The sequence below is a fragment of the Bradyrhizobium viridifuturi genome (assembly GCF_001238275.1).
In the GTDB taxonomy this organism is placed as follows: Bacteria; Pseudomonadota; Alphaproteobacteria; order Rhizobiales; family Xanthobacteraceae; genus Bradyrhizobium; species Bradyrhizobium viridifuturi.
Genome location: NZ_LGTB01000124.1, coordinates 1 through 762, shown reverse-complemented (window position 1 = coordinate 762; position 762 = coordinate 1). Strand labels below are relative to the sequence as shown.

Below are 762 nucleotides of genomic sequence, written 5' to 3'. Positions count from 1 at the left end.
ATGATCGGCGGAGTTGCGCACCATGTGCGTCAACGGATCCTTGATCAGGTCGAGCACCTGGCGGTCGAGCTCGGTGTCGGCGCCGTGCATCTCGAGCTCGATCTGCTTGCCGAGTTCGCCGGAGAGGTCGCGGACGATGCGCGGCAGCTTCTGCCAGGCATTGCCGATCGGCTGCATCCGCGTCTTCATGACGCCTTCCTGCAGCTCGGCGGTGACGTTGGAGAGCCGCTGCAGCGGCACCTTGAACTCGGTGTCCTCGTTGCGCCGTGAGATCTCCAAGAGCTGGTTGCGGGTCAGCACCAGCTCGGAGACCATGGTCATCAGGTGTTCGAGGGTATCGACATTGACCCGGATCGACTGGTTGGCGATCTTGTCGCCTTCCTGGACGTCTTCGGCGGCGGCCTTGCGGGCCGGCTTCTTGGCGGGTTCAGCGGCCTCGGCGGCGGGGCGCAGGCGCTGCGGCGACAGCCTTCGCGGCAGGAGCCGGCGCGGGCGCGGCGACTTCGGTCTCGGTCTCGCGGAAGGCGCGCTCGAGCTCGTCGAGCGAGACCTCACCCGGACGCAACGGACGCTCCAGCGTCTGCACCACCAGCGTGCCTTCGGTCATTGCTGCCTGCACGGACGGCGCTTCGACGACCGGCACATCTTCTTCAGCGGCGGCATCAGCAGCGGCCATCGCCGCCATGCCGTGCTCGACCATCGCTTCGAGCTGATCGATCAGATCGCGGTCGTTGCCCTCGGGCTCCGCCTCGGTCGCCTCGA

At 67.2% G+C, this 762-nt stretch carries 1 pseudogene; it reads right to left on the bottom strand.

Features of this window, described 5'->3' with window-relative positions:
- Positions 1-762 (bottom strand): annotated as a pseudogene (locus ALC15_RS40920) (hybrid sensor histidine kinase/response regulator); the annotation flags it as partial.